Below are 26,618 nucleotides of genomic sequence, written 5' to 3' on the forward strand. Positions count from 1 at the left end.
TACACCTGTTTCGACGATATAGCCATCTTCCGACCAGCCTTCGGTGTAGGTTTCATCCGCTTGCAGATTGGCCTCTGCACTCTTGACGAAATCAATGGTGGAATTGTTGAGAATTGCACTTGCGGCTGGACTCAGGGCACCCCCAAGGTTCAGGTTGACATCGACGCCGGAAACATCAATGTCGAGAATGCCTGCGCCGCCATCGGTGAAGCCGGCTTCATCAATCTGCAGACTCAGGGCCGTGTAGGTGGGCAGTTGCTGGCTGACGATGGGCTTGAAGATGCCGAGCGCGAGATCGACATTGGACCCGTAGAGGCCGATGGCACCGAGATCACGCAGGTCTTCTGCGAGGTTCTCTCCTGCAAAGAGATCGTCGATATCATCACCATCCACTCCCGGCAGGCCAACGAACAGATCGGCCGAGTTGATGCCCAGCTTCGTGACTTCAACATCCATCCCCGACACGGTGCGGAAGTCGTCCGAGAATTGAAGGCCAGCAAGGCTCTCCAAACTATCGAGAACAGGCGCCAGCTGCGCGTCCAGGCGGTTGTAGAGGCCATCCAGCTTCAGCTGGATCTGGTTGAGAACGGGGATCAGCGCAGCATCAATCTTGGCACCGATGGTTGCGGCGATGCGATCCGTTGTGGATGTGATGGTCGTTGACAGTGTGCTGCCGACCTGCTGGATGGCATCATCGATCGCGCCGCCGAGATAGGAATTGATCGCCTTGGCGAGCGACTCTTTGACGGGTTCGACAACATTACCCAGAATGCTGGCCATTGCCGGAGGTAGTACACCGCTGGCGATCCCATCGAGCAGGGGTTTAAGGAGGTCATCGGCAATCGTTGCGGCAATCCCTGTAGATACAGCTCCTACATTGTTCTTCAGCCTCTCTGTCAGGGCGTCCTGCGCATAGCTGATTGCGCTGGTGATCTGCTCATTGAGTTCGTCCTTGACTGTTTCGACTAGCTCGTCAATCTTGTTTTCAAGCGTTGTCCGGGCCAGCTCGACGGCAGCTTCAAACTTGGTTCTCAACAACGTTCGCGGATCGCTTTCCTTCAGATCCAGAAGGAAGCCATTCACAACCTCTGCGAGGTCACTTAACTCGAGGTCCGAACCGGAACTCGCCAACGCTGTCTCCACAGCCGATAGCAGGCTGCTGGGGATGCCTGAATTGACGACGACAGATGTTCGCGAGCCCAGCTCAAAGGAGAGATCGCCATTCAGATAGGCAAACCCTGCCAGATTCACCAGCACATCATCGGCGGCAACCAGGATCTTGCGTTGGTCAAAATCGAGCACTTGATCCGTGCTCGTACTGGTTTCAACAAGCAGTCCTTCCTCTCCTTCCTCGCCCAGCGCCGAGAAGTTCACCACCTCAGAGGCATCCGTGGCGCCACCACCACTGGCGATGTTCAGTTCGATCTGGATGGCACCGGTGCTGATCTGCACATCACTGGTGCCCACCAGGCCGGCCTGGGCTCCGGTGGCACGCATGCCGATGTACTTGGTGCTTGGAGCGCCAGGAGGTGTTTGCGCATCCTGCAAGATGGCCAGGGCGAGATCCACATCCGTGAGCGCAAAGCCAACGGCATCGGGATTGGTTTCGGTTGCCAGGTCGATCGCACCATCCCCGTCGCTGTCGGTGGCGTAGGGGCCGCCCGTACCGACAAACACACTGGCGTCTTTAGCTCCGATCTTCAGCAGCGACGCCTCTGCGATGCTGCCACCTCGGGAGAGCTCCACATCCTCGAGTACCTGGCCTTTCTCGAAGGAGAATCCACCCGTGAGCGAGACGTAGGAGCCGATCTGCAGGGTGGCATTGTCAACCGATGCACGCAGAACTCGTGTTTCAGCGTCAAAGACGACACTGTCATCTCCGAAGACATCCAGAGGTTTGACTGCATAATTGATCGCGGAGCTCTTCGTGGTTCCTACATCAACTCCAGGCCCAGAGACTCCGTTGTATTCAATGCTCACCCCGGAGGCAGACAGCTGGAAATCGTCGATGCCAACGAAGCCGACGAAGTCCGCAGATGCCTTCAGCGCCGTATATTTCTTCGCCTTTGGCACATTGTTCACCACCTCGCGGCTGACGACGAGCGCGAACATGCCGTTCTCAATAGCCAGTCCAACGGCCTCTGGTCGGCCTTCCAGGCCATCATTGACATTCTCGTAGACCCCATTTCTATCTGCGTCGACAAAGTAAGGGCCATCGCCCACGAACAGATCCACATCCCTGGCGCCGATCACCAGGGTGTTGACATTGTTCAGGGGAACTCCGTTATCCGAGCCAACTCCAAGGGTTACAGAATCCCCGACCCGCCGCTCCAGAACCAGGCCGCCGGAGACGTGGACGAAATCTCCGATCGTCAAGCTGGCATGGTCGATCGCCACCCGTTCGGTGGGGGAGGAGAAGCTGAACTCCATCTCCTCGCCACCGGTTTCAACGATGAAGGGGTCTTCAAAGGCGGTGAAGTCGATCCCCACCTTGCTGGCAGCCCCAGTTTTCATGACACCACTGTTGATCTGAACCTGATACCCCGAGGCACTCAGTGGTGAATCGGCAGCAGATCCCAGATCGATGCCCACCAGTTCGGCCGTATCCAGTGAGGCGCTGATAGCGTAATAGCCATCGGAGCCGGGAGTCAGTGGATTGAACAGGGCGACGGCCAGTTGGCCGCCGCTGATCAGCAGGCCGGAAGGTTCCTCCGTCTGATCCTCCACCGACTTGCTGAAGTCGTACTCGCCCTCACCGGCGAACACGTTGAGGTCGTCAAAGCCAAAGGTGACGACATTTACCACCTCTTTTGTCTGGGAGATGTCGGAGAGGGTGACGGTTCGGCCGTCCTGCTTGGACATGGCAAAGGAGCCATTGATCTGCAGGAAGCCGCCCACCGAGAGGGTCAGTTCTTCGGCAGATACGCTGATCAGCTTGCGGTTAAATCCGTCGTAGTCGAAGTCGTCTTCCGTTGCTGTCGTAAGGGCGTTGGTGGCGTCGAAGTCGATCACTCGACCGCGGACGTCGTTGCCGCTGTTGACTTGAATCTTGAGATTGTCAACATCGACATCAAAGATCGTTGGATCCACACCGATCAGGTCAATCGCGCTTGCCGATGCATTCAGGGCGAAGAAGCTGGATCGATCATTCGCAACCTCCGACTTGAACAAATTGAGTTCGATGTTCAGATTCTCAATGGCAATGCCTGCGGCACCTGCTTCCTCCGTGGTTCCATCGGCCTGGAAGTAGGGACCACCCGTGCCGATGAAGATGTTGGCGTCTGTGGCCGTCACCGTGGTGACGGCCATTTTCTTGACCAGGCGAGGATCGTCTTGAGCACCGGTGGTCGGCTGGGTGAGGACCACATCCACACCGCTCTCGGTTTTGAACGTGAGCTCGGATTCGATGTAAACGTATTCATCGATCGCCAGCACGGCATGGGTGCTGACTTCCTTCAGGGCACGGTCGTAGCTGATGGTCTCGCTGGTACCATCATTATCGAAATCGATGTCTTTCTCGAACAGAACGAAGCTGCCGTCCAGGGCCTTGGTGTTGACTTTGACCCTCAGCATTTCACTGCTCAGTGTCAGGCCGTCAATGCCTACGAGCCCCGCGCTGGCTGTTTCGGCGTACACCACATCCCAGCTGCGTGCCGTCTGGCCTGCGATGGGATTGGCTTCGGTGTAGCGATAGAGAACGAAGTTGACATCCTCAAGGGCAAGGCCGGCGGCCTCGTAGTTGATGCTGCCATCGCCTTGCCGATAGGGGCCTCCAGTTCCGGCAAAGGCCTGGGCCCCGGTGACCTGCACACTGCGGATGCTGACAGCTACATCTTCCTGAACAACGCCGTTGGCGGAGATGTCAATCGTGCCCGAGCCAAGCTCCAGCCCGAATGTGCCACTGACGTAGAAGTACTCATCGATCGTGAGGGACGCATCCGCTTCAAGGTTGATCCCTCCTGAACCCATGGACAGGGCAATCGTGGTCGGGTTGCCATCCTCGTCGAGGAGGCCGCCGGTTTCGACCTCCAAAGACCCACCAAAGCTCTCCCTGAAGTTGACCGCCTGATCACTGGTATCGAGTGGGTCTGCGCCAAAGACGGCGTTGTAGCTGGCCGAGATGTTCGAGATTTCGCCGCTGACACCACCACTGCCGCCTGCGATCTCTCCGCCAGCTACCTTGAAGCCGAGCCAGCTTCGGGTATCGGTTGGATCTGTGCTGGTGTAGTAGGCCAGGCCGATGTTGACATTGGCGTCGCTGCCATAGGAGATCAGGCCGTCATCGACGCCGTCAGCATCTTCGTCAGGGTTGCTACTGGTATCCGTATCGATCGTGATGGCAGCATTGCTGATGCCCACCTCAATGGCGTTGGCATCTTCCACGACCTCATCGTTGGCCAGGACAAGATCGGCCGACCCGATGCGGACGGCCACACTGCCGCTCAGTGCCACGCTGAGGGTGTCCACCGCCAGGCTCAGGGTCACCGTGCCCCTGGCCTTGATCTCGGCCTCACTGCTGGTGAGCTCGATGGCCGGCGTACTGGTGCCTGTGCTCACGGTGAAGTTCTGCACTGGTCCGGATCCCTGCGTGTAGCCCTGGCTGAAATCAACGACGCGGCGGGGATTGAGCACATCGCTGCCGCCGTTACCAGAGATGGCCACGTTCGTGATCGTCAGGCCGAACGGATCAAAACCTGTAAGGCCCACTGCAGCGATGCTGGCTTCGAAGGCGTAGTAGCGGCTGGCATCGGCGGCATCGTCCGGTGTCAGCAGAGACAGGCCGAACGTGGCGTCGTTGACGACCAGGCCCTTGTCATCGGCTGTGTCGATCGGGTCGTCGCCTGGATCGCCGATGAAGGCGCTCAAAGTGGATCCACCGATGCTCAGCATCGACATGGTCTTCTCGGAACCATCGCTGAGGGTGGCCGTGATGCTGCCCTTGCGCTCCAGGGCCACACTGCCTTCGATTGTCACAAACTCGCCGATGGCGATCTCCACCGTGCCGCTCGCCCGAAGGCCATCGCCGTTGAAGATGGGGTCGAGGGCTCCCGTCGTGGGATCAATGCCAAGCAGCATCGATGTGCCGATCCCGGTCGGGATCACGATGCCGCCGCCTGCTCCTTCGCCGAAATCTGTCGCGTTGAAGTCCACCGCCGCCGTCGTGGCAGTTCCTCCTCCAGAAGGAGTGAGTGAGCCGCTGTTGACGGTCACGCTCATGTCCGTGACGGACATTGTTAGGATGTCCTCCAGTCCTACCAGGGCACCACCGCCGGTTCCCTGCAGAGCGTAGAAGCTGCCGCTGGGACCGGTCGCGCCCGGTGCGGTACGCATCAGAGCGAGGCCGAGCTCATCGATCTCGAGGGCGACACCGGTGGCTGAATCAGATGTCCCATCGTCAATGAAACCATCGCCGTCTATGTCGGTCGCTGTGATCTGATCAGCATTGTCGCTGCCAATGAGTGCTTGGGCTTCGTCAACGCTGATCCGGTCGTCGTCGTTTGTGTCCAGGAAACTCAGTAGGTCATCGAAGCTGACGACGCTGGAATCATCTCCACTCGCCAAGGCAGGGATGCCGGAGGAAACGGTGACCGCCCTCAGCTCACCGAGAGTGATGATTTTGTCGTCTCCACCCAACAGAGTGCCCACTTCATTCTCAAGGAAGTAGGGGCCACCCGTGCCGACGAACACCTTCACATCACTGGCGCCGATCTTGAGTACGGAGACGTCCAGTGTGGTGCTGTCGGCATCCGCAAGAACAACCTCCTGGAGTGCGTCCGATTGCTCAAAAGCGAAATTGCCCTGAACCTGGATGAATTCGGAGATGGCGATGCTCACCGAACCCGCCACCGAGAGCACCTGGGCGGTGCTGTCAAAATCCATCACCACCTGATCGCTGCTCTGTGGGCCCGTGGTCACCACCAGCCCTTCGAGGTCCCCATCGAGCCCCTCGGAGAGCGGATCGGTGGACAGGTCCTTGAAGTTGAGGGCGTCGATGGGTGCAGCACCATCACGGCCGCGGTTGACTTCCACCGCCACCGAGCCCGAGAGGGTGATGTCTTCGACGCCGATCAGGGCAGCGTTGCCGCTGGCCTTGAGGGACAGGTAGCTCCTGGTGTCTGCTACGCCTGCCACTGGCACCGGCGCGATCAAGGCCAGCGCCAGCTCGTCGACGCGGATGGCCACACCGAGGGCACCGTTGTCTTCCAGGTCGCTGTTGCTGTCCACCTGCTGATCACCATCGCTGTCGGCTGGCCCCGTGCCGACGAAGGCTTGCAGATTCTTGGCGCCCAGGGTGAGAGCGGAATAGCTTGCCGCCGGACTACCCCCAACGCCATCCAGATCTAGGGTGAGTGTGCGCTGCTCGAGCGCGACCGAGCCGCTGATGGTGATGGCGTCGTCGACGGACACCAGCAGGTCGCCGGCGACACTCAGCGCGGTGCCGCTGCTGAGCTCAGCGAGCCCGGTGTCATCGAGACCGAAGAGGTCATCGTTCTGCTCGGCCAGGGCCTGCCAGTCGATGCGCTCAGGGGTTGTCGAACTGTCGGGACCGTTGAACAGAACCTTGAGGTTGTTCACTTCGATGGTGATGCCATCCGGCAGGCCTACGGGCGCCATCGATTCGATGCTGCCGGCCAGACCCAGCCAGCTTCTGGCTGCGCCACCTCCGGCGGTTGGCGGCACTTCCCGCAGCATGGCCAGATCGAGATTGGCGCCGCTGATCGAGAAGCCGACGGCCGCAGCGGTGTCGATGCCGGTGACGGCTGAATCGGCATCGCTGGCGTCTTCACGGGTGAACTCAGCACCGCTGCCGACGAAGACATCCAGATCCGACAGTTCAACCAGCAGCAGGCTGGCGTTGTCCACTTCAATGTTGCCGTCGTCGATGCTGAGCCCGGACTTCAAACTGACGCCGATGGAGCCCTTCGCCAGCACCACACCCTCGAGATTGAGCGCCACATCACCGCTGACGCTGAGATCGGTGGTGCTGGTGAGGGCCTGGATCTCCTCCGCCAGCCCGTTCAGTGGATCATCGGGGTTGGCGGCCTCGACCAGGTTGGACCAATCGAGCCGGCTGCTGCTGGTGGGATCGGCTTTGTTGTAGAGCACGTCCAGGGAGCTCACTTCCAGCAGATCGCTGGGCAGGCCCTCCAAATCCAGCTTGCCCACACTGGCGGCGAGACCCATCCAGCGGCGCCGTTGGCCGGCCGTTTCGCTGACGGTGGCGATCTCCAGGTTGGCCTGCTCGATGCTGAAGCCAGTGGCGTTGGCCAGATCGAGGCCCTGGATGGTGCCCCCGCTGTCCTTGTCCCAGGCGCCGCCAGTGCCCACGAACAGATCCACCTCTGTCAGGGAGATCGTCTGCAGGGTCACGCCACTAAGCGGCGTGGTCGTCAGGTCGGTGCCGTCGGTCAGCTCCAGCCCGGTCTGTTCGAGGAAGGAGAAGCCGCCTCGGGCCAGCACGAAACCGTCGAGGTTGATGGCCAGTTCACCTCCGATCGAGAGGCTCGCTGCGGTGGCTTCGCTGATCGCCGTGGCGGAGAAGGTGTCATCCGTTGGCGTCAGGTCCACCATGGTGGTCCAGTTGAGGGCGGCCGGCGCACCAGCAGGTGGCGTCCCCCCGCTGACGCCATTCTTGAGAACGCTCAGGCTCGTTGCGGTGATCTCAATCCCCTCGCCCAGACCATTGAGTTCGGCACCATTCACTTCGGCTTCAAGTGAATAATATTTGGCTCCACTGGCCTGGATGCTTGTGTAGGTGAGGCTGCCTTCATCGATCGAGAAGTTCACCCCATCCGCTGCGCCGACCCGCAAACCCTTAGAAGGGCCAGCGTCGCCATCGGGATCGCTGATGCTGATGGTGAGTTGCAGCAGCTCCGCATCATCGAGATCGATCGCTGGCGTTGAGGCCGCGGGATCGAAGCTGACGTCCACCTGCTGAAGGGTGAACTCGAAAGCGCCATTGACTTCGATGGCATCGAATGCCTTGAGATTCAGCTCACCGCCAATGCGCGTGAACTCACCTGTGTAGGCCAGTTCCCTGGGATCGCTGGACTGCGCAAAGAACGTCGGATTGTCGTCTCCGAGAGTGGTGGCCCAGTCCAGGGCGCTGGCGGCCGTTCCATCGGAGGCGGCGCCTGACGCCCTGTTGAGCTCAACAGCGATGTTGGTGGCTTGAACCTCAAACTCTGGTGGCAAGCCAAGCAGTTGTGCACTTCCCAGCTCGGAAGTGATGGCCATGTAGCTGCGTGAATCCCTTGTGGATGAGTCTGCAGCCTGCAGCATTGCCAATCCGAGCCGTCCATCCGCCACGGCAAAGCCTGTACCGACGTACAGGCTGGGATCTTCAGCTATGGCATCAAGGTCGGCTTGGTTGAAGATTCCATCACCTTCCCCAGTATCGACATCACCGGCCACATCAATGTCAGCTGAACCTGCATAGGCGAAGAGATTTTCAAGTTCAAATGTCACTAGATCAAAATCTTCTGCTGGAGCTCCATCGCCGAGAGTGACCTTGCGACGCTTCATATTGAACGTTGCCTCGGCCATTAGGAAGGAAATGACCTGAAGGCTGAGATCACCCGATGCCCCCAGGATCTGTCCCTGATCTCCTTCAAAATCGAGAACAATTTCATTTGTTATATTAGATTCGGAGTCATCGATCACGGCCGACAGGAATTCGCTGCCTCTCTGGCTTCCTCCAGGGTTGAAATCCAGCACCAACGAGCTGTCTGTTGATGTTGATGTGTTGACTTCAAGGTTGAAGTCCTTCAGTGCAATCTTCACATCATCAAAGCCCACCAGTTCTGCGCTGCCACCGCTTGATTTCAGGGCTCTGAAGCTTGTGGCGCCATCACCAACTCCATCGGTGTAGGTAAGCAGGCTGAAGGCGATTCCCTCCATTCTGATGCCTTGGCTATTGCCATCGTCTCTTTGTTCAGTTGCGTCTAGCTTGTCGGGAAAGACGTTAGAGGCTGGGTCTAGGTATCCAGCAAAGACATCGATATTGCTGCCGCTGATCACACTATAGGCCGCTTCGTCCACTGTCCTGCCATCACTGATCGTCAACGGCCCTTGCTGCTTCGAGAAGGTCAGATCTCCTGACATCCTGAAGTAGTTGTCGATCGAGAGACTGCCGCTGAAGGTGATGTCAAACAGCAGGGGGGCAGAGCGGTCAAAGATGTCATAACTGTCGATAATTACTCCGAATGTTCCCGTGAAGACAAGGAAGTCGTCGGTTGTCCGGATGCTGCCCGTCGCTTCTATCTCTAAATCAAGATCAGATACCGCCGAGACTTCTATCCTCAACGAGTCGAGGTCGGCATAATTAATTGGCCTTGCTACGGCAGGATTGTCAATCGCCAGGACCGGAGCGGCTGCGAACTGAACTTCGTAGGTATCGGGTATGAAGACGCCAATGAAACTGATGCGGAAGACAGGTGGTTGCCCCGATCCGGAGATCAGCTCGACTTCATAGACTCCGTTGGTGACGATAGCATTGAGAGCCGTTGCGATGTCCGTTTCTTTGTCTTCGTCCGTTTTTGTGGCGTCGTAGTCCAGGCTTACGATTGTGGAGCCGACCTTGATCGTGTAGGACCCTGTTTCAGCCAGAACGCTGAGCTTGTCACCGTTAATAGTGGCCAGTTCCTGATTGGTTGTTGTCAGGGTTGGTGCTTTTGTGAGTGCATCAACCACAACCACACCACCCCAATCATTCACCGACGATTGGTTGTTAAGGATTGCTTGGAGTTCTTCTGCACTTGGTGCAACTCCTCCTTCACCAAGCGAGATCTCAGATCCATCAAAGCGGATCTTCCACTCTGATTGAGTGGGATCAAGTGTAAGTAATGAACCGGTGACCGTCGTCCCAGCGTCAGACGTAATTGCTGGCGGCTGGCTGAAGCTGATGGAGAAGGTGTTTGGTTCGGCCCCCTCCGTGACGCTGAACCTTCGAGCGCCAAGGTCTGGGCCATCGTTGAGGGCGGTCTCAAGGTTTTCGGCGGTATTGGTTGAGGTTGCACCGATCAGATCACTGCTCAGAGTGACGGAACTATCTCCCCAGCGGATCTCGTACTCGCCCGCCTCGCCCGTGAGGGTGAGCGTATAGGCCTTGGCCGTCCCCGTCACGGGGCTCAGTAGGGCCACCTTGTCGTTGTTCGTGATCACCACGCTGACATCCACGGCCAAGCCAGCGTTGATCGTTGCGTCCAGGCTCCCTGTGGCTCCAGCCAGGTCTGCCGTCAGCTCAGCTGTGGCATCGGTGAGGCTGATCGAGGCATGGGCATCGATCTGATCAAACTGGACGAAAAAGTCTGAGGCCTCTGGTGTTTGGGGAGCGATTCTCAAGCTGCCAGGCGCCAGTGTGGCGCCAGCACTGATGGAAATCTCATAACCAACAGTGACTGCGGTGACAGCATCAGTGACTGTGGTGACAGTAATGTTGTCTCCACCGATTGATCCCCATGCTCCAAGGGCCTCTTCGACCTGTGTCGCATCGAGTTGGGTTGACAGTTCGGCATACTCACTGCCATCCGTGATGACGTAGACGCCGCTGGTGTCACTGACTAGTAGCGTGTAATTGCTGACAGTGCCGCTTGGAGCGTCTGCAGTGATCGTGGCCACGTCTGTCGCCAGACGCGACAGATCAAGGCCGAACGAGAGGCCAAGATCCAGCCAGGCTTCTACTTCTGCTTCAAGGCTGGCATTGAGACTGAGTCCGGCTTCTTCCAGCCCGTCTCCCAGGCTGAAGGTCTTGGGATCGATTGATTGCTCAAATCTGACCGTATCCAGTGTGAACTTGATTCCATTCTCATCAAGATCAACCTGTACGTTGACGTCTATGGCATCGGAGAGAAAACTGGCTAGGCTGGTCTGAATTTCTCCGGCTAGAATGTCGCGCAGACCATCGAAGCTCGGCAGAGCATCTACGACAGCGGCATATGTCAAGCCGGATGCTTCGCTATAGGCTGATGCGGTGATCGATGCTGTTGAGAGTTCCTGATCAGCTACGGTTATATTTGCTAGTTCACCGGTGGCATCGCCTGACAGTGTGATGTTGAAGCTTCTTGGCCCCGACCCTGAAGGGTTTTCGATTACGGCTACATTGTCAGCTCCTATCGATGTGAGCTCTCCGATTGCAACGGCAATCGCTTCTGCTGTTGCCGTAGCTGCAAATACTGTGTATTCAGTGAGGTGCTGAAGCACTACATAATCACCACTGGCATTCAGAGTCAGCGTGCCGTCAGTGCCGAGAGTTGCTGCGTTAACTGTTTCAATGCTGAGTTCAGGTAGTGCCTCCAGGAATCCCTGGGTGCCAATCCGGAATTCCCGTAAGGTCGCGTCAGCGTCACTGACCTCATAAACACGGGATTTGCCCTGACCAATACTGTTGAAGTAGCCTAGGATTTGCTCGATCTCCTCGGCGCTTGCGCCTTTCTTGATCAGATGGGCTTCTTCGCCATCACTCAGGATCAGAAAAGCACCCGTTGCCGTATCTAAATTGAGTGTTGTTGTGGTGAGATCTCGCTCGGCCAGATAGTCGACAACCGATGAACCGGCACCGATCACTCCCTCGATGATGGATCCCACATCGAGGATTTCCTCGAGCGTGCCTCCGATCAGTGGCAGTGGTGTTTCGGAGCTGAAGGCATCCTCTCCCAGGATCGAGTTCGCCAGTTCCGTTGCTTTGGTCCCCAGTTCTGTCAGACCATCCTGGAGGGAACCCGCCAGGTCATGGATCAGGTCGAGGGTCGTGGTGAGTGCAGTGCCGGAGACGGTGATCGAGTTGGTGCTTTTGATGTCCTGCCAGTCCAGGTTGAACGACTGGGTGGGGATGTCTCCGAGGGCTGAGGCAATCTGGATCGATGATGCACCGAAGACAAGATCGTGAACGTCATCCCCAGCTCCCGATGGATTCAGATCGCTGAAATCCACCGTGATTGGGCCGGATGCCTGCGATGACCCTGTCGACAGACTCAGCGTCAGTCCGGGATCAATCTCCAGACTGATCCCGCTGGCCTCAAAGCTGGCCAGACCCAGATCCCCCGCCAGGGTGAGGGCGCTGACATCCACACGGATCCCCGACAGGGAAAGGTTGAGGCTCCAGGCATCGAGTGCTGTGCTGGCTGAATTGAGGGTGAAGGATGCGCTGGCCCCCAAGGAGATTGAGGCCTCTACCGGGCCTTCCACCGTGATCGGGCTGCCTTCACCCAGTGAAAGATCCAGGGAGTCGTCTACCGTTTGATTGAGGCTCAGGCTCAGGATCTTGGTTGTTGAATCCCAGCCGAAGTATTGTTGTGAAGTGGTGTCGAGGAGTGTATTGAGTTCAGTATTTAGGTTGTTAGCTACAGCTGAGGCATCCGTTCCAGTTGCGGACTCAAGAACGTTCTGTATGGCCGCTAGAATTCCTAATTCCCCAGTCCCTGCCAGGGCAGCAGCCGGATCAAGAGGAAGCCCGAGGCCAGCTGCATCGAGCTTTGTGAGTACCGAGTCGATCGCCGTTCTGATGCTTGCCCAGGGCCCATCAGCCAAGAGCCCTTGATAGTCAGGCGTCAGCACAGTGGTTTCAATGCTTCCCACCTGGCTTTCCAGGAGCCAGTTTCCTCCCAGGGCTGTTGCTCCGGTGAGATCACTGGAGGCTGCCACATCAGCTCCGCTGAGCTGAGCCAGGGTTGTCATCAGCGACTGGCCGGCTTCCCCCGCTCCGATCTCGCAGCCGTAGAGCAGGATGTCTGCCGTGTCCCGCAGGGAGCTCTTCCAGGAGGAGATCAGGTCTGCCTGGTCTTCCAGGCTGCTCTGGGTCAGCCGATCGCCACCCAGCTCCAGTACCCCGCTGCTGCCGTGGCCCACGATATGGATCGCTGACAGATCGCTCTGTGTTGCGAGCATCGCGGTGATCTGCTGCAGGCTGTTCTGCAGCGGATCCAGCATGGTCACTGTCGTCACCGAAGGATCTCCGGCCTGCTGGATCAGCTCCACCAGTTGGCTGGAGGTGCTGAGCCCCCCATCCACGAACACCTGCTGGCTTGGCAGGAGTGCGGCAACGGGTTCCGGCACGGAGTAATCCGAGAGCCAATCCCCGTTGGTTGTGATGCCGGCTGCGTTGCCGTTCTCCCCAGCTTCCAGTCCGCTGATCAGGGTTGCTTCTCCGGTCCCTGCGTCCTGCAGCAGGGGCACCGGTTCGGTGAGTTGCAACAGTGTGGACTCGTCCAGCAACGGCAGGAACGAGGCGGGTGGGGGCGTGGCTGTCCAGGAGTCGAGAGGAACGATCCCGCCTGGCTCCATCGGATTGGTCTGAAGGGTCAGATCCTGTTGGATGAAGTCCATCGGTTGGCCCTGTCTCGCTTCTGAATTATGGCAAGGGGATCGTTCAGTACTTTCACACGTAGCAATCTCATAAGCGCAATGCGCTGATTTACCTACGAGTCAGATAGTACAAACGTATTCCTTCGCATCTATTCATACCATAGTCGATTCTCAGGAGTGGCTGCGCCCAGGGATCCATGCTGGAGCCTCATGTCTTACCACTCCATGACTGACTTTGTCAGGATGGAATTAGATTCACGCCAAAAGAATCTGTTTCGGTTCTGAACAATGGCTCGGGGGAGACTTGAACTCCCGACCTTGGGGTTATGAATCCCACGCTCTAACCAGCTGAGCTACCGAGCCGTGCCTCTCCAAGTGTAATGGATCACCGTTCCGCCATTACCGCTCCTGCTGACCCGCAGCTTGGGAGCAGATTGATGCTCAGGCCCGGGGCGGCAGGAACTCCAGGGGGTTGGAGGCGCCCTTGGAGGGGGGATGGATTTCGAAGTGGAGGTGGGGACCGGTGCTGCGGCCGGTGCTGCCCATCTGGGAGATCTGGGTTCCCTGGGCCACCTCTTCGCCAACGCGCACCATCAGGCGACTGTTGTGGGCGTAGATGGATTGGCTGCCGTCGTCGTGGGTCAGCTCCACCAGGTAGCCGTAGCCCCCGTCGTGCCAGCCAGCAAAGGTCACACGACCGGAACGGGCGGCCACAATCGACGTACCGACGTTGTTGGCCACATCGATGCCCTTGTGCATGCGGCCCCAGCGCCAGCCGTAGCCCGAGGTGAAGGTGCCCTGGGTCGGCCAGATCCAGGTGGTGCGGCCCGCTTCATTGCCGCTGCCAAAGCGCCGATCCGGTCCGAGATCGGGCTGATCGGGCCAGCTGAGGCCACCACTACCGACGGGCTTGAGGCCCAGCACCATGCGGGAGCGTCCCGGAGCGGACTGGACTAGGCGCACCTGGCTGCCGGCCACCAGACGGGCCGTCTCAAGGCCTGGATTGAGCCGCAGCAGCTCCTGCAGGGTCACCCCGTAGCGCTGGGCGATCTTGATCAGGGTGTCGCCGAAGCGCACCACACCGGCCTGATCCAGCGGAGGGGGCTGCTGCAGAGGCGGGATGCGGCGCAGCTCACTGGTGTCGAGTGCCAACAGAAACTTGGCCTGACGGCTGCTCTGGGACGGCAGCACCAGCCAGTCGCCGGAGCCGAATTCGTGGTCTTCATTGACGTCGTTGAGCTTGGCCAGCCGGGACTCGTCAACGCTGAGATCTCTGGATAGATCTTCAATTGTGACGGGCTGGCGCACTTTCACCCAGAGCTTGTCAAGACTGGCAGGGGGCAAGGACGCAACCATCACGTCCTCGACGCGATCACCGGTCCAATCGGCGCGTGCCATGACCCCGACAACGGGAATCGTGGCAATAGCGGGTAAAAGGATCAGCCAAGGCTTCATGGATGTTTCAGTTCATTCGGACAAGACCCGGTAGAGAAGCCACTATCTCCGGTTGGCGCAGACAGTAGCGCCCCGAACCCTTGGCTGCAAGCAAGCATGGACACCAAAATTGGCTGTCTCAGCCTAAGAACGGTTGCCAATACTGGTGTTCGGCATCAAGGAAACTGCCGCAAGGCCTCGAACAGCACGACCCCTACCGCTACCGACAGGTTGAGACTCCTGACGCCACCAGACCCATGGCGCTGGCTGCAGGGCATGGGAATGGTGAGACAGACGTCCGCCAGGGCCTGAACCGGGTTCGGTAATCCGTCTGTTTCCCGGCCAAACAGCAGCCAGTCGTCGTTCCGGTAGGCCAGATCGGTGTAGGCGCGTTCGGCATGGCTGCTCAGGGCCAGCAGGCGACCACCACGACGCGCTCGCTCCTGCAGGAATGCCTCCAGGTCGCCATGGCGGTGCAGGCGCACCCATGGCCAGTAGTCCAGACCAGCCCGGCGCAGCTGCCGATCGTCGATCTGAAAGCCCAGTGGTTCGATCAGGTGCAGCTCTGTGCCGGTGGCGGCGCAGGTGCGGGCCACATTGCCGGTGTTGGGCGGAATCTGGGGCTGAAACAGGACCACCTGGGGCATGGCTCAGGTCTCCGGCAGCTCTGGCACGGGCTGGCTCAGGGCAAGCAGATCCACAGCCCGGCCCTGCAGCACCAACCAGGCCGCCGTGCACAGAGCCATCAGCCGCTGCTGCAGATGGCCCTGCCGATCGCGGAACAGCCCGCCGATCTTGGTGGCGGGCACCACGCCCCAGCCCACCTCCTCACAGACGAGCACAACGGGAGCCTCACAGTCGCGGATCGCCACCAACAGGCCCCCGCAGGCCTCCTCCCAGGTGTCCCGGTCCCAGTCGAGGCCGGCCGTCACCCAGGTGCCGAGCGAATCGACCAGCCCCAGTTGATCGGATCCCAGCTCCCCCAGCGCCTCGGCCAGGTGCCGCCCCACCTCGCGGCACTGCCAGCTGGAGGGGCGGCGGTTTCGGTGCAGCGTCAGCCGGTGCTGCCAATCGGGATCGTCTGGCAGGGTCGGCCCAGTGGCCAGATACACCACCTGGCGCCCCGAACTGGCAGCCAGGTGCTCGGCCCAGCGGCTCTTGCCGCCACTGCTGGGGCCACTCACCAGGGTCAGAGTGCCGCTCAAGCCCGCGTCAGCCCCCACCATTCATGTTGCGCAGGGTCGCCACCGACGATGGGGAGACGCGGTTGAGATAGCGGAAGATCCAGTACTTGAAGATGGTCGCCAACACCACCGGGAAGGTGGCGATGAACAACATGATGAAATTCTCCCGGGCCGGCAGTCCCAGGTGGTTGGCCACCCCATCGAGCAGGACGGTCCAGCCCTCAGGGCTGTGGAACCCCACGAAGATGTCGGTGAACAGGATGATGGCGAAGGCCTTGGCACTGTCACTCAGGCCGTAGACCAGCTCATCGAGAAAGCTGCGCAGCACCTGCAGGTCCCGCTGCCCGAACACGCAGACGCCGATGAATCCCAGCAGGCCGCCAAGGTCGGCCAGCACGTTCTTGACGGCGTGGGTACTGTCCTGATCCGCCTCATCCTTGAGATCCTGAGCACGCTCGGCCAGCAGGTCATGGAGTTCCTCCCGCGTCGGCAGGGCTTCTCCCTTGAGCAGTGCGTCGAACTCGATCTCCTCCCGATACACCCGCAGCTTCTCCACAGCCCGCTCCTCGAGCTGGGGCTTGGGATAGGTGAGGAAGGCGTTATCCGGCGCGAAACGATCCACCAGCGGCGAGACCACATAGGCGCGGCTCACCTGTTGCATCAACACCGGCACCAGGATCAGCAGCAGCAGGATCCGCAGGGAGACCAGGGTGGAATCGCGGCGGCGACGGAAGCCGGCCAGCACTGAGGCCTCGGCTTCAGGATCCAGCTGGCGCCGCACCTGATCCACCACCCCGATCAGGCTGCGCGGCAGCACCTCCGGTGATCGGCTGATCTTGGGCAGGCGTTGCTGGCGCTTGGCATAGCGCCCGACCACAGACTCGATCAGCTGCACCTGCCGCAGATCCTGGCCCGACAGTTCCTGGCGGTAGGGCTCGATCATGTCGAGGGCCGTGCGGCAGAGCTGCAGGGAGACACGAAAGCGGCGCAGCACCTGGGCCTCCACGGAGCGGGGAACGCTCAGTTCAAGCTCAGGCCGCACGGGCCTGTCGTTGTAGTACTCCAGTTCGATGCTCTGGATCAGAAGCGCAGCTTCATAGCCGCGGGCCAGGTCACTGCTGAAATCCTTGGCCTGGGCGCGGCCGAAGGTTCCGATCCAGTCGGTCAGGCCCATGGAGTGGCGATGTCGATCGTGAGCACCAATCTTCGGCTGCCAAGCTCAGCGTGAGAAGACCCACCAGGTCAGCATCGGCACAAGTGTGCCCACCACCAGCAGCACGATCACCCAGGTGAAGGCGTTGCTGCTGGCTGTCTCCTCACGGCTGGGCACGTTGGAGGGCAGGCTCACCACCTCGGCCTCGGCCGCGTCACCGGGATCCTCACCGCCCTGCAACACCAGCGCCAGGCGATCCAGAGCCTCGATCGACGCCTGCCGGTAGCGGGCCCCATCCCGCAGTGGCGCCGCCATCGTGCTGCGGGCGGTGCTGGTGAGCAGATCGCGGGGCAGCTGCCCATTCAGGGCAGGATCCACCACCACAGCAGCCGTGTTGGTCTGGCTGTCGATCAGCAGCAGCAGCAACGGATCTGGACTGGCAGCCTGCTTCCAGCGATCGATCAGCTCTCGGCCCACCTGCGGCAGGGAGAGGCCGTAATCCAACCGGTTCAAGGTGACCAGCCGGGCATCGATGTGAGCCTCTTCAAAGGCCGCAAGCCTGATCTCCAGCTCGGAACGGGCCGCGCGGCTGAGCACGGAGGCGGTATCCAGCACGTGCTCGCCGGTCGGTAGTTCCGGCAGATCCCCCGCCGAAACCGCCAGTGCCGCCGGTACCGGTGCCAGCCACAGCAGCAGGGCAGCCGCTACGGCCAGGAGCCAGTGGTGCCAGGCGGGGTTGGCGTCAGGGCGGGGACGGGAACCAGCAGGAGCGGGCAGAACCACCTGGCGGGATGCGAAGTGCGCTGGTTCCAGTCTGCACTCAGCCGGCCAGGCTGTCGCGATTCAGCACGGCGATCACGTCGAGGATCTGGGCGGCGCGTGCCTCGTCGAGGCTGAATTCACTGGCCAGTTGCTCGAGCAGCTCCTCCTCGGCGGGCTGCACAACGCGGTCGCAGCGCACCAGCTGGGCGGCCATGGCCAGGCAGGTTTCCTGTTGTGCAGGATCCAGCGCCGGGATTGCCTCGCGCAGCAGGGTGCGCCAGTCGGACTGGCGCAACTGGCTGAGCAGGCCATCGAACAGATCCCCCATCGCCTTCTCATCCAGATTGCGGTAAGGGCTGCGGAACTCCAGCTGGCTGCGCAGCGCCCGGGCCTCGTCGCGGCCCAGGGTGCCGTCACAGGCCACCGCCGCCAGGGCAACCGCGGCAAAGGCCTGACTCGGAGTCATGGGAAGAAGGAAGAACAGATCCCATTGCAGCAACGACTTGCGGATCCGGCATCCTTGGCGATCGATCCTCCTGCGCCCGCTTCCCCATGGACCTTCCCCTGCCGGCCCGCGTCAGCCTGGGAGTCGGGGTGCTGGGGCTGGCTCTGCTGGTGACCAACCAGCTCACGGCCGGGCCTCCGTCTCCCGCCCTGGAGCGAGCCTCGGTGCTGGCCAGCCTGCTGGCGGTTGGGCTGATGCTGGTGGGCGTGCTGTGGACCAGGGCCATCCCCGAGGCCTCCGAACGGGTCGCCCTGGAGGGGGAGCAGGGGCTCCAGCTGAGTCAGGAGTGCTCCGAGCCCCTGGCACGGGAACTGGCCTGGGGCAGCCAGATGCTGCTCACCGCAACCCCGGCGGCCGTGGTGCTGATCCACTGGCGTGGCACCACCTTGTTACGACGAGGCCTGCTCCAGAGCGACGCCTTCATTCCTGGGGCGATCTGCGAGCGCAGCCGCCGCAGCGGCAAAGCCGTGTCGCTGGTGAACCTCAAGCTCTACCCGGGCCGGTCCGAATTCGAGCCCCTGCTGGCCGGTGTGCCATCGGTGCTGGTGCAGCCGATCGGCGATCAGGGCTGGATCCTGCTGGGGGGCTGGTCACCCCGCTGTTTCAGCCGCAGCGACCTCGCCTGGACGGAGGGCTGGGCCCGCAAACTCAAAGACGAATTGGCTCCGGTTCGCGTTTCGTCGTCTGACCCGACCCCTTCGGAATCGTCAGTTGCGTCTGCACCCGGGCACCAGGAGTGGTGAACACCGCCAGCCCCTTGCGCCCCATGCGACCCCGCAGCTTCTGGCTGCGGGTGATCTGGTTGTTGGCCTTGCGGCGCAGCACCACATCGCCATCGGCCTCGATCGTCTGGGTCTTCCAGTTCCACTGGCACCGCTGCGCCCGTAGCGATTCGTCAGGCTGATCCAGCTGGCAGCCCCGCGGAATCGTGGCCAACTCCTTGTCGAGCTGCACCTCCAGGGCCTGACCACGCACCTGCAGATCGCCGAACTGGCCCTCGATCGGCAGGTCTGTGCTGGCAATCTGCTTGTCGAGATCGAGCAGGGTGGCCTGAGTGAGCAGGCGTGATTTGTTGGTCGGGTCTTCGAACAGCACGGGAGCCTGCAAGCGCAACACCTGCTGGATCGTGTTGCCCTCCAGGGCAGGGGACGTGAGTGTCTGCACCACCCCTGGTTTGAGGGTACGGGTACCCCGCAGGGGGCCGATGGCGATCAGGCGACCGCTGCCTGGGTACCAGTCGGCCGTGGTGGCGTGGATGATCACATCCGGCTTGCGCTTCGGCAGAGCGGGAGCCGGAGTGGCGTAGGCGCGGTCGGAGGCTGATCGGTTCGCCTTGCTGCCGTCCTTGCCATTGCCGGAGGCTTTGCCATCAGCTTTGGCTTGCACCCCTTTGCCTTCGCCCTTGCCTGCTTCTTTGCCATCGCCTTTGCCTGCACCCTTGCCTTCGCCCTTGGCGGCGCGGCTCCAGTGCTGCAGCTCGGGCTGACCGCGCAGCTCCAGCTTGTCCTGGTCGAGCAGAAAGCGGGCCCGTTGCGCCACCAGGCGGGTGTCCTGGTTGGTGGCGCTGGGACGCAGATCGATCTCCATCAGTTGCCGTGAGGGAATCCAGCGCACCCGTTCACCTTCGATCAGCACCGGCTGGCTGCCGAGGCGCTGGATGCGGATCGCCCCTTCCAGCTGAATCACCTGGCCATCGCTGAGCACGGTGCCGCTGGTGGCCTCAATCCGATAGATCGGCTTGCCTTTGGCATAGATCAACCCCCGCGGCGAGCGAGCCCGTGCCACGCGGCGATTCAGGTCGTAGCGGGCCTCTGGGCTCCTGAGCTCCCAGGCGGGACGGCCCTTGGGATCCCGCTGGCGCAGATCCAGGGAGCGGAACACAAAAGGCTGCTGAGCCTCTGCCTGCTCCGGCAGATTCGGAGCGCAACCGGCCAGCAGGGCGGGCAGCAGGACAAGCGCAAACCGGCTGGGGCGGGGCCCCCGGCGGGGAAGGCGGTGGGGTGGGCAGCTCACAGGGGTGAGTCCAACTCCAGTCGTCCCATCACGGGAGAAGGTTCGGGCAGTTCCAGACCCGGCTGCAGGCGGCCCCACTGCTGGGCTGCCTGCCAGGCCGTTGCTGCCATGGCAGTGGACGCAGCCTCCGGCGATGCGGTCGCAGGCGATGACGAAGCCTCTGTGCCGGATTCAAACGACTCCTGGCCGAGTTGCTGCAGCATGCGATCCGATAACTCCGGCAGCAGCGGCGCCAGCAGCACACCCACCCAGCGGGTGGCCTCGAGCACGGCGTAGAGATCGGCGGCCACCACCTCGCTCTGGCCCTCCTGCTTCATGCGGCTCCAGGGAGCCCGCTCGTTGAGGAAACCGTTGGCTGCGATGGCCAGGCTCAGCACGGCCTCAGCTGCCGTCCGGAAATCCAGAGCCTCAAGAGCGGCAGCGCCGCGATCAGCCGCCTCCTGGGCGGCCAGCGCCAGGGGATGGGCCGGATCTGCGCCGGCTCCAGCAGGCGGCACGCCCCCTGCAAACCAACGCCGCGCCATCGAGGAGGTGCGGTTGAGCAGGTTGCCGATCGTGTTGGCGAGATCGTTGTTCACCAGATCGCTGAAGCGCTGCTGCTGGAAGTCACCGTCGTCGCCGAAGGGGATGTCGCGCAGCAGGTACCAGCGCACCGCATCACGGCCGCAGCGCTCCAGCAACACCACCGGATCCAGCACATTGCCGAGCGACTTGCCCATCTTCTGGCCCTCGCGGGTGAGGAAGCCGTGGCCGAAGACCCGCTCCGGCAGCGGCAACCCGGCCGACAGCAGCATCGCCGGCCAGTAGACAGCATGGAAACGCAGGATGTCCTTGCCGATCACATGGAGCTGAGCCGGCCAGCCACGCTGGAGGATCTGCTCCAGCACCACCGGTTCGTCCGGTTCGAGCAGGGCGGTGAGATAGCCGAGCAAAGCGTCGAACCACACATAGAAGGTGTGGCCCGGGTGACCGGGCACCGGAATGCCCCAGGGCAGATCGATGCGGGAGATCGAAAAGTCGCGCAGCCCCTGGGCCACGAAGTTCTCCACCTCCCGGCGGCGGCTGGCGGGCTGGACGAAGCCTGGGCGTGCAATCAGCTCTTCGATCTGTGCCTGATAGCGCGACAGACGGAAAAACAGGTTGACCTCATCGCGCCATTCCAGGGGGCGCTGATGAATGGAGCACTCGGGATCTTCGGCGCCGGGGGCGTCATCCTTGAACTCCTCACAGGCAACGCAATACCACCCCTGCTGGCGGCCCTCCACCACATCACCACTGGCCTCCACCCGCGCAAAGAACTGCTCAACCAGTTGTCGGTGGCGGGGATCGGTGGTGCGAATCAAGCGATCGTTGCTGATCTGCCAGCGCGACCACAGATCCCGATAGGCCGCACTGATGAAGTCGCAATGGGCCTGGGGGGTGAGGCCGGCCGCCTCGGCGGTGCGCTGGATCTTCTGGCCGTGCTCGTCGCAACCGGTGATGAAGTGCACCTGATCGCCGCAGAGACGGCGATGACGGGCGATGGCATCACAGGCCAGGGTGGTGTAGGTGCTGCCCAGGTGCGCCCGGTCGTTGACGTAATAGAGCGGAGTTGTGAGGGTGTAGGACATCGGCCGGAGGCTGGTGGCGGGGGACCGGAGTGGCGGGAGAATGGTTCTCGCTGCGCCGCCCTCTCAGACCTGCGCCCGCGGCCCTGCGTCGGGGCCGGATCCTACCGAGAGCCCCCTGGCGGCTTCCTGACATGAATCGCCGCTTCTTTCCTACCCTTTTTGCCTTGCCTGCCATGCCGGAAGGAACCGAGACCACCGGGCTCTGCAGCCTCGATGCCGCGCTCAGCCCGGCTTGCCAGCGCATCTGGCTCGGGGCGCTGCACCAGCTCGCCCTGGCGGATGGCGATTTCTCCGAGGAAGAGCAGCACCTGCTCAACCATGAGCTCAAGGCTGAATTGCCCGAAGACTCGTGGGACGCCATCCACCAACCCGGCGACGGCGCCTTGGTGCATCGCTTCGGCGTGGGCAGCGAGCTGGCCGAGCAGTTCCTGCGCAGCGCCGTGATGGTGGCCCTGGCCGACGGCCATATCAGCGAGCCGGAGCTGGAGCTGTTGCGGCGCTGGAGCCGCGAGCTGCAGGTGGCTGAGGCGGTGGTGGCCCAGCTGAACGTGGACGTCTGCGGCGTGCCCCATCCCCAGGCCCTCGACGGCCTGCGTCAGTGGCTCGATGGGGTCGAGCCCCACGATCCGGCGGTGGCGCGCTTCCTGGTCAAGCTGATCCCGGCCCAGTGCCCCTTCGAGCGGGATGTGGTGCTGTTTGGCCGCAAGCTGGTCCACATCCCGCCGATGTGCAAGATCAACCCCCTCTATGACCAGCTGGTGGCCCTGCGCTTCCGTTGCCTCTGCCGTCTCGAGGAGCCGGACAGCCGCGATGCAACCTGATCCAAGCGACGGCCTCACCCCTCAGGTGCTGGTCTGGGGCGGCGGCAGCGGCGGCGTGGCCGCCGCCCTCCAGGCGGCCCGCAGCGGCGCCGACACCCTGTTGCTCACCCCCACCTCCTGGCTGGGCGGCATGCTCAGCGCAGCCGGCGTCTGTGCACCGGATGGCAATGAACTCACTCCCTGGCAGAGCGGCCTCTGGGGCGCCCTGCTGCGGGCCCTGGAGCAGCGCGAGCCCAGTGGCCTGGATCACAACTGGGTGAGTTGTTTCGGGTTCCGGCCGCAGACGGCTGAGTCGGTTCTTCAGGAGTGGGTGGCTGCGGAGCCCCGGTTGCGCTGGTGGCCGGGCTGTCGCCTGCTGGAGGTGCAACGCCGCGGTGATCGGATCAGCGCCGTGCGCGTCCAGGTCGGTCCTGAGGGCGGAGCGAATCAAGACGAGCGCCCCTGGATCCAGCCGCAACTGGTGATCGACGGCAGCGACCGCGGCGATCTGTTTCCCCTGGCAGAGGCCCCCTTCCGGCTGGGCTGGGACGCCGCCGAAGACCACGGCGAACCCAGCGCCCCCAGCCGCGAGCGGTTGACCGGCGATCCGTTCTTTCGCCACCAGCCGGTGCAGTCACCCACCTGGGTGGTGATGGGCCAGCTGGATCAGGAGCGTCTGCCACTCGCCGCCGCGGAGCCGCCTGCACTGGCGGAGCCGTTTGCGCAGGCCTGCGCACGCTTTGGCCTGGAGCGCACCCTCACCTACGGCCGCCTGCCTGGCGGGCTGCTGATGCTCAACTGGCCGCTCGGCGGCAACGACTGGCACGACGGCCTGGAACGGGCCTTCACTGGTGATCGTGCCCAGGACAACGAGCTGGAGCGGGCCATGCAGGCCCACAGCCTGGCCTTCCTGGCAGCCCTTGAGCAGGCCTGCGAGGGAGCTCTGGTGGCGGGCGATGCCTTTCCGGGAGCCGTGGCCTTGATGCCCTACTGGCGGGAAGGGCGCCGGCTGGTGGGTCGGGATCTGGTGCTGGAGCAACACCTGCTGCCCCAGGGGGAGGGTGCCTCGATCGCAGCCTTGCCCCTGGATCCAGGCGGCGCGATTACGGCGATCGCGGTGGGGAACTACGCCAATGACCACCACTACCCAGGCGGTGACTGGCCTCTGGCGCCCAAGAGCTGCCGCTGGGGCGGCCGCTGGAGCGGCACGCCCTTCGCGCTTCCCTACGGCGCCCTGGTCAGCGCGACGGTGAGCAACCTGCTCGCCGCTGACAAGTGCCTCAGCGTCAGCCACATGGCCAACGGCGCCACCCGGCTGCAGCCGCTCGTGCTCAACATCGGCCAGGCCGCCGGACTGGCTGCCGCGCTCTGCCTGCGCCACGGTTGCACGCCAGCCGAGCTGCCGGTCCGGACACTGCAGGAGGCCCTGATTGACGACCACCTCGCTCCCGCCACCCCCGTGCCCCTGTGGGACACCCCCTGGCACCATCCGCAGCGGCGCCAGCGCCAGAAGCAGGTGCTCGATGATCCCTCGCTGCTCTCGGCAACAGGAACCTGGAGCGCCCCTGCCGGCCCGGCGCACGCCGGCCACCAGCCACCAGCCTCACCCCACGAGCGGCTCTGGCAGGGAGAGCTGCGGCTCGATGGCCAGGGGGGTTACCGGCTGCGCGTTTCCGGCCCAACCCCGGCCCAGCCTGGCCGCGACTGGCCCTTGATCACCCTGGAGCCAGACCTGCATCAGTGGCTGCTGCAGCTCGCAGGCCCGCGGTCGGTGCGGCTGATCGCCCATGCCAACCCCTGGGGGCCCTGGCTGCGGGCTTCACGCCTGGCCGACTGAGGCCCGGCCCTGCAGACGCAGCTGATCGCGCAGGGGATCCACCTCGAGCACCCGCAGCAGCAGCGCATCGCCCGGATTGCTGCCTTCGGGGCATTCCGCCACCAGATCCATGGCCAGGTCTTCGACATGCACCAGGGCCAGCCGCTCATGGGGGCGTAACCAGCGCAGAAACACCCCGGGCCACTGGTCACGCTGATGGGCCGCAAACCACACCTGCTGCCAGTGGCGGTGGTCTTCACGGCTGATCTGAATCCCCTGCTTGACCGGATCCTCCAGCTCGCTCAGCAACGCCGCCACGTCCTCCTCCGGCAATGGCGCCTGATCCGACAGGGCGGCCTGCAGCTGGCGCTGCACGAGCAGGTCGCCGTAGCGGCGGATCGGTGAGGTGGCCTGCGCGTATCCCTCCAGAGCGAGGCTGAAGTGCAGAGCCGGTTGGGTGCCGGTGTGGCTGCGGCTGAGGCAGCGCTTGATGGCGGCATGGCGCACTGGCCCCGGTGCCAACGCCTCAAGCTCGGCCGTTGACGGCAGCTCAGTCGGAAGTTGGCTGCGGTAGGGAAGTGCCAGGCCCTCGCGGCGACCGAACTCGGCCACCACCGCCCCCGCCAGGATCATCGCTTCGGCCACCAGCAGCCGCGATGGACCCGGCTCGACGATCTCCAGCACCGGCTCGTCACCGGCGGCGCGGATGCGGCCTTCGGGTTGGTCCATCATCAGGGCGCCGTGCTGCTGGCGCCAGCCACGCCGGCGCAGCAGCAGCTGATGCAGGCAGAGCAGGTCGGCCTCCTGCGGCGGCGCCAGTTCGATCAGGTCGTCGGCGTCGTCGTAGGAGAGGCGATAGGTGGGTTGCACCCAGCTGCGCTGCAGGCCGAAGTCGGCCACGGCCCCGGCGGCATCGAGCTCCACCCAGAGGCTCCAGGCCGCACAGCGGCGGCCCTGCACCAGGCTGAAGGGCCCGGTGGAAAGGCACTCGGGAAACATCGGCAGGGTTCCACCGGCCAGGTAGAGGCTGCTGGCACGGCGTCGGGCCTCGAGGTCAAGGGGTGAACCGGCCGGCACCAGCCGATCCGGATCGGCCACATGAATCCAGAGGCGCTGCACACCACCCGGCAAGGTCTCGAGCGAGAGGCCGTCGTCGATGTCGCGGGTGTCGACATCGTCGATCGTCACCATCCGCAGCCCGGTGAGATCCCGCCGATGCTCATCGCCGGGCTGGGGCTGATCCGCCTGGGCGACAAGCTGTTCGGCCTCCGTCAGGAGGTCTTCGGAGAAGCCGTGCTGCCAGTGGCTGCGGGCAAGCGAGGGCAGGTGATGCGGCTGCCAGAGCCCAAGGTCCACCATCAGGTGGCGGATCGCTCCGGTCTCGGCAGGGCAGTGGGCCACCTGCAGCGCCTGGCGCAGCTCCAGCGGCAGGGGGTCGGTGCTGTCTCCCCCGGCCCAGAGCATCAGCAGCTCCAGATCGCGGCGATGCTCGGGATCGAGGGTTGCAGGATCCAGCGGCTGACGCCGCCGCAGGGCCTCATGCCAGTGGCGGCGGCGCTCCAGCACCAGGCGTTCACGCCGCCGGTCGCGCCGCAGCCGCCGCAGTTCATCCACCGGCCGGGGTTCCACAACCCCGTGCCGCCAGCGGAACAGCAGCTGCTCGCCCTCCAGCCAGAGCCAGCAGGCGGCGAGCAGGGCGGGGTTGGCCCCATCGCCGAGCAGGGAGACGAAATCCGTGAGTGGCTGGGGCTGCCCGTCTTCCACCAGGAGGTGCCAGGCCTCGCCCAGCTGCCGCCGGGACGGCAGAGCCTCGGCCACAACGTCGGCGGAGAGCTTCCATGGCGAAGCCCCCAGACCCGCAGGAACATCAGCTCCTGAAGGCAGGGGGATCAGCAAGGTGATCAGACGCAGCGGCAACTGCTGCGGTCGTGCCAGAAAGCCGGCCACGACCTGAGCTTTGCCAGACTGCAAACCTCGAACAAGGGCCAGCTGGGGCCCCTTGTCCGTGCTCAGTCCGACCAGATCGCCGGGTTGGAGGG

At 62.7% G+C, this 26,618-nt stretch carries 13 protein-coding genes and 1 tRNA gene (1 of these 14 running past the window's edge); 3 read left to right on the plus strand and 11 right to left on the minus strand.

From position 1 onward, the window contains the following. The 8 genes from KQ310_RS14435 to KQ310_RS14470 all read right to left on the minus strand — a co-directional run. A protein-coding gene (locus KQ310_RS14435) for a DUF4347 domain-containing protein (RefSeq protein ID WP_259722417.1) crosses the window boundary here: on the minus strand, nucleotides 1-13,323 show its beginning. It extends 13,890 nt beyond the left edge of the window; only the first 13,323 of its 27,213 coding nucleotides appear in the window; it begins with the start codon at nucleotides 13,321-13,323; its stop codon lies beyond the left edge, outside the window. A 268-nt stretch (nucleotides 13,324-13,591) separates the two neighbouring features. Beyond that, nucleotides 13,592-13,665, minus strand: a tRNA-Met gene (locus tag KQ310_RS14440). A gap of 78 nt (nucleotides 13,666-13,743) precedes the next feature. Continuing rightward, nucleotides 13,744-14,700: a M23 family metallopeptidase gene (locus tag KQ310_RS14445; protein ID WP_259722418.1), complete on the minus strand. Its 957-nt coding sequence runs from the start codon at nucleotides 14,698-14,700 to the stop codon at nucleotides 13,744-13,746. Nucleotides 14,701-14,912: 212 nt separating this feature from the next. Then, nucleotides 14,913-15,383 carry a tRNA (cytidine(34)-2'-O)-methyltransferase gene (locus KQ310_RS14450; RefSeq protein ID WP_259722419.1) on the minus strand — a complete coding sequence of 157 codons (471 nt, stop codon included), beginning with the start codon at nucleotides 15,381-15,383 and terminating at the stop codon, nucleotides 14,913-14,915. 3 nt (nucleotides 15,384-15,386) lie between these two features. Continuing rightward, the gene (gene cobU / locus KQ310_RS14455; protein ID WP_311134751.1) at nucleotides 15,387-15,941 is read right to left on the minus strand and encodes a bifunctional adenosylcobinamide kinase/adenosylcobinamide-phosphate guanylyltransferase; all 555 of its coding nucleotides are present in this window, start codon (nucleotides 15,939-15,941) and stop codon (nucleotides 15,387-15,389) included. A 7-nt stretch (nucleotides 15,942-15,948) separates the two neighbouring features. Further along, on the minus strand, nucleotides 15,949-17,094 hold the full coding sequence (pxcA, locus tag KQ310_RS14460) for a proton extrusion protein PcxA (protein ID WP_259722421.1): 1,146 nt from the start codon (nucleotides 17,092-17,094) through the stop codon (nucleotides 15,949-15,951). Nucleotides 17,095-17,139: 45 nt separating this feature from the next. Further along, nucleotides 17,140-17,850, minus strand: a complete 711-nt coding sequence (gene psb32 / locus KQ310_RS14465; protein ID WP_259722590.1) for a photosystem II repair protein Psb32 — start codon at nucleotides 17,848-17,850, stop codon at nucleotides 17,140-17,142. 43 nt (nucleotides 17,851-17,893) lie between these two features. Beyond that, nucleotides 17,894-18,301, minus strand: coding sequence for a tellurite resistance TerB family protein (locus tag KQ310_RS14470; protein WP_259722422.1), 408 nt, complete (start codon nucleotides 18,299-18,301; stop codon nucleotides 17,894-17,896). 86 nt (nucleotides 18,302-18,387) lie between these two features. Between KQ310_RS14470 and KQ310_RS14475 the strand changes: the two genes are divergently transcribed. Next, a complete protein-coding gene (locus KQ310_RS14475; protein ID WP_259722423.1) occupies nucleotides 18,388-19,083 on the plus strand; it encodes a cofactor assembly of complex C subunit B in 696 nt (231 codons plus the stop codon). Here KQ310_RS14475 and lptC read toward each other — a convergent pair. Next, nucleotides 18,989-20,353: an LPS export ABC transporter periplasmic protein LptC gene (gene lptC / locus KQ310_RS14480; protein ID WP_259722424.1), complete on the minus strand. Its 1,365-nt coding sequence runs from the start codon at nucleotides 20,351-20,353 to the stop codon at nucleotides 18,989-18,991. The genes KQ310_RS14475 and lptC overlap by 95 nt on opposite strands. Beyond that, a complete protein-coding gene (gene metG, locus KQ310_RS14485; RefSeq protein ID WP_259722425.1) occupies nucleotides 20,350-21,963 on the minus strand; it encodes a methionine--tRNA ligase in 1,614 nt (537 codons plus the stop codon). The genes lptC and metG overlap by 4 nt, the downstream gene beginning before the upstream one ends. Nucleotides 21,964-22,136: 173 nt before the next feature. On the opposite strand from metG, the gene KQ310_RS14490 reads away from it, so the two are divergent. Together KQ310_RS14490 and KQ310_RS14495 are read left to right on the plus strand one after the other, a co-directional pair. Beyond that, nucleotides 22,137-22,784: a Mo-dependent nitrogenase C-terminal domain-containing protein gene (locus KQ310_RS14490; RefSeq protein WP_259722426.1), complete on the plus strand. Its 648-nt coding sequence runs from the start codon at nucleotides 22,137-22,139 to the stop codon at nucleotides 22,782-22,784. Further along, nucleotides 22,774-24,600 (plus strand): FAD-dependent oxidoreductase, encoded by a 1,827-nt coding sequence (locus KQ310_RS14495; RefSeq protein WP_259722427.1) that lies wholly within the window; start codon nucleotides 22,774-22,776, stop codon nucleotides 24,598-24,600. The genes KQ310_RS14490 and KQ310_RS14495 overlap by 11 nt, the downstream gene beginning before the upstream one ends. On the opposite strand, the gene KQ310_RS14500 is transcribed toward KQ310_RS14495, so the two are convergent. Then, nucleotides 24,583-26,526, minus strand: coding sequence for a ribonuclease catalytic domain-containing protein (locus tag KQ310_RS14500; protein WP_259722428.1), 1,944 nt, complete (start codon nucleotides 26,524-26,526; stop codon nucleotides 24,583-24,585). The two genes, KQ310_RS14495 and KQ310_RS14500, sit on opposite strands and share 18 nt — an antisense overlap. Nucleotides 26,527-26,618: the final 92 nt, after the last annotated feature.

This window comes from Synechococcus sp. CS-1328, from assembly GCF_025128095.1.
Lineage (GTDB): Bacteria > Cyanobacteriota > Cyanobacteriia > PCC-6307 > Cyanobiaceae > CBW1002.

Excerpts from the sequence above, each read along its gene's own strand:
- KQ310_RS14475 (WP_259722423.1), top strand. The coding sequence starts at position 18,388 with ATGGACCTTCCCCTGCCGGCCCGCGTCAGCCTGGGAGTCGGGGTGCTG.
- KQ310_RS14450 (WP_259722419.1), bottom strand. The coding sequence starts at position 15,383 with ATGCCCCAGGTGGTCCTGTTTCAGCCCCAGATTCCGCCCAACACCGGC.
- KQ310_RS14445 (WP_259722418.1), bottom strand. The coding sequence starts at position 14,700 with ATGGCACGCGCCGATTGGACCGGTGATCGCGTCGAGGACGTGATGGTT.
- pxcA (WP_259722421.1), bottom strand. The coding sequence starts at position 17,094 with ATGGGCCTGACCGACTGGATCGGAACCTTCGGCCGCGCCCAGGCCAAG.
- KQ310_RS14490 (WP_259722426.1), top strand. The coding sequence starts at position 22,137 with ATGCCGGAAGGAACCGAGACCACCGGGCTCTGCAGCCTCGATGCCGCG.
- KQ310_RS14495 (WP_259722427.1), top strand. The coding sequence starts at position 22,774 with ATGCAACCTGATCCAAGCGACGGCCTCACCCCTCAGGTGCTGGTCTGG.
- metG (WP_259722425.1), bottom strand. The coding sequence starts at position 21,963 with ATGTCCTACACCCTCACAACTCCGCTCTATTACGTCAACGACCGGGCG.
- KQ310_RS14470 (WP_259722422.1), bottom strand. The coding sequence starts at position 18,301 with ATGACTCCGAGTCAGGCCTTTGCCGCGGTTGCCCTGGCGGCGGTGGCC.